General features: G+C 41.8%; 3 protein-coding genes. 2 read left to right on the forward strand and 1 reads right to left on the reverse strand.

Features of this window, described 5'->3' with window-relative positions; genetic code table 11:
- A partial coding sequence (locus ACEW8O_RS19265; protein WP_373496257.1) for an HAD-IA family hydrolase occupies nt 1-465 on the forward strand: 465 nt, incomplete at its 5' end.
- Nucleotides 455-1,564, forward strand: coding sequence for a site-2 protease family protein (locus tag ACEW8O_RS19270; protein ID WP_373496258.1), 1,110 nt, complete (start codon nt 455-457; stop codon nt 1,562-1,564). The genes ACEW8O_RS19265 and ACEW8O_RS19270, both read left to right, overlap by 11 nt.
- A 227-nt stretch (nt 1,565-1,791) precedes the next feature.
- Here the strand turns inward: ACEW8O_RS19270 and mnmA are convergent.
- A partial coding sequence (mnmA, locus tag ACEW8O_RS19275; protein ID WP_373496259.1) for a tRNA 2-thiouridine(34) synthase MnmA occupies nt 1,792-2,788 on the reverse strand: 997 nt, incomplete at its 5' end.

Genomic DNA, 2,788 nt, shown 5'->3' on the forward strand with positions numbered 1-2,788 from the left:
GGTATGATCAATTCCGATCAATTCAGAAATGCAGTCAGGGAATTGTACCAGGAGGACTTTTTAGACGATCAGATTGATCATATTTGGAACAGTTTGTTATTTGATTTGCCACAGGAAAGGATAGATCTTATCAGCAAGCTCAATCAGGATTTCGGAACTGCAGTACTTAGCAATACCAATGAAATCCATATTTTGAAACTCAATCAAATGCTCAAAGAGCAGTCGTCTGTTGATGGCCTTTCAGTAATGTTTGACCGTGTTTTCTTAAGTCATGAAATGGGATTGGCAAAACCTGATGAAGCCATCTATAAGGCAGTAATCAATGAAATACAAGTTGAACCCAATAGAGTTTTATTTTTTGATGACCTTCTGGCGAACCTTGATGGGGCCAAAAGAGTTGGAATACAAACTTATCACATCACACACCCAAAAGCGCTGATTCAATTCTTTGCGGATGTACACTAAAAAAGAATACCTAAGACACGGTTTGTTATTTCTGGCTACCCTGATTGCAACGACGTTGGCAGGAGGGGAGTGGTTGTATGGAAAGTCTCTGATTGCAGGTGGTGAACATGCCCTGACCCTCGAATATTTTCTAAAATCCCTTCATTTCTCCATTCCCTTTATCGGGATTCTCCTTATCCATGAATTAGGGCACTTGTTGACATCCATCCACCATAAGGTAAAATCATCCCTGCCATATTTCATTCCGGGCTGGTTGGTGATAGCGCCTTCCTTAGGAACTTTTGGTGCCATTATCAGTATGAAAAGTTTTATCAATAGCCGGAAAAAATTTTTCGATATTGGTGTGGCAGGACCTTTGGCTGGATTTATCATTGCCCTTTTTGTATTGGGATATGGCTTTACCCACTTGCCGGATGCAGATTATATCTATCAGATCCATCCGGAATATTTGGATCCTGATTTTGAAGGGCATTCAGAGGAAGAAGGTTACCTCAATCTTGAGATGGGCTATAACCTGCTCTTTTATGGCATGGAAAAAATATTGGCCGATCCTGAGAAAATGCCCAATATGTCAGAAATCATCCATTTCCCATATTTATTTGCAGGTTATCTGGCTTTGTTTTTTACTGCCCTGAATCTCTTGCCAATTGGCCAATTGGACGGAGGGCATGTGGTCTTTGGATTATTTCCCAAAAGGCACAAAGAGATTTCCCTGATTTTCTATACTGCCTTTGTCTTCTATGCAGGTTTGGGTTTACTTAATCCTTATGATGATTTCAATACTCTTATTATAAGGATTCCCCTTTATGTAATTTTTCTATATATCTGTTACCGAAAAGCCAGCCTCGAAAACCAAACTAAATGGACGATCATTTTATTGATTGCAGCAAGCCAATATGCCCTGGTTTATTACTATCCCAGCATTCAAGGGTATAGCGGTTGGCTTTTATTTGCTTTTTTGTTGGGCAGGATCATGGGATTGGAGCATCCCGAAGTCAATGGCTTCAAAGAACTGGACAGCAACAGAAAAATAATCGGTTGGGTGGCCATTCTGATTTTTGTCCTGTGCTTTACCCCGCAGCCTTTTCAGATCGGTTGAGCAGTGTTCAGTCTCAGTAGGCAGTCTCAGTAAGCAGTTTTCAGTGCGGAAGTCTCAGTTTTCAGTGGGCAGTATCAGAAAAGGTTCAGTTTCAGTTTGCAGTAGGCAGTCGCGGTCGGGTAGTTAGTTAGTCTCCAGTCTCAGTTTCAACTTGGGATTCCCCTAAATCTAAAATCTACAATCTGAAATCTACCCTCTTCATCCTTCCTCCCTCATCCTTCATCCCTCTAAAATATCACCCCCGACCCAATACTCTCCTCACCATCATACCAGGCCACAAACTGTCCTGACGCAACGCCTCTCTGGGCTTGGTCAAAAAGGATATAGAGACCGTTTTCTTTCATAATTAAAGTAGCCTGAGTCAATGGCTGCCGGTATCTGATTCTTGCTTGGTAGCTGGCGGATCCGCCTACATTTAGTTTCAGGTCTTCTCTGATCCAGTGAATATCCTCATTTGGTACGAATAGACCATGACGGTTTAATCCCGGATGATCTTCCCCTAATCCTGTATAGATGACATTTTCCTTGGTCTCCGTGGCAATGACAAACAATGGCTTGCCTGTCCCTCCAACCTGCAGGCCTTTTCTTTGACCCACGGTAAAATAATGGGCACCGTTATGATCTCCGATTTTTTTGCCTTGATTAAGGGTATATTTGATGGGTAGGCATAAGTTGTCCAAAGTTTCCAGATCATAGTCTTCAGCCGAAATCCCGGCAGGAATCCTTTTTGATTCATAAATAGGGAGCTCTTCCGGAACTACTACAATAGCTCCTTTTTTCGGTTGGAGCTGTTGTTGAAGAAAATCAGGTAACCTGACTTTACCAATAAAGCATAGCCCCTGACTGTCTTTTTTGTCAGCAGTGATCAGGTCCTGTTCTTTGGCGATCTTTCTTACTTCTGATTTTTGTAGGTGCCCGATAGGAAACAGCGCTTTGGCCAATTGATCCTGATTCAATTGGCATAGAAAATAGCTTTGGTCTTTGTTTGGATCGGCACCTGCCAAAAGTCTAAAGACCATTTTACCATTGACTTCAAATTTACCTTTTTGGCAATAGTGACCTGTGGCTACAAAATCAGCTTTGAGTTTTTGGGCGGCTTTGAGAAAAATGTCGAATTTGATTTCCCTGTTACATAAAATATCCGGATTGGGGGTCCTTCCTGCTTCGTATTCCGAAAACATGTAATCGACGATTCTTTCCCTGTATTCTTCACTAAGATCTATG

It is taken from the genome of Aquiflexum sp., from assembly GCF_041749095.1.
Lineage (GTDB): Bacteria > Bacteroidota > Bacteroidia > Cytophagales > Cyclobacteriaceae > Aquiflexum.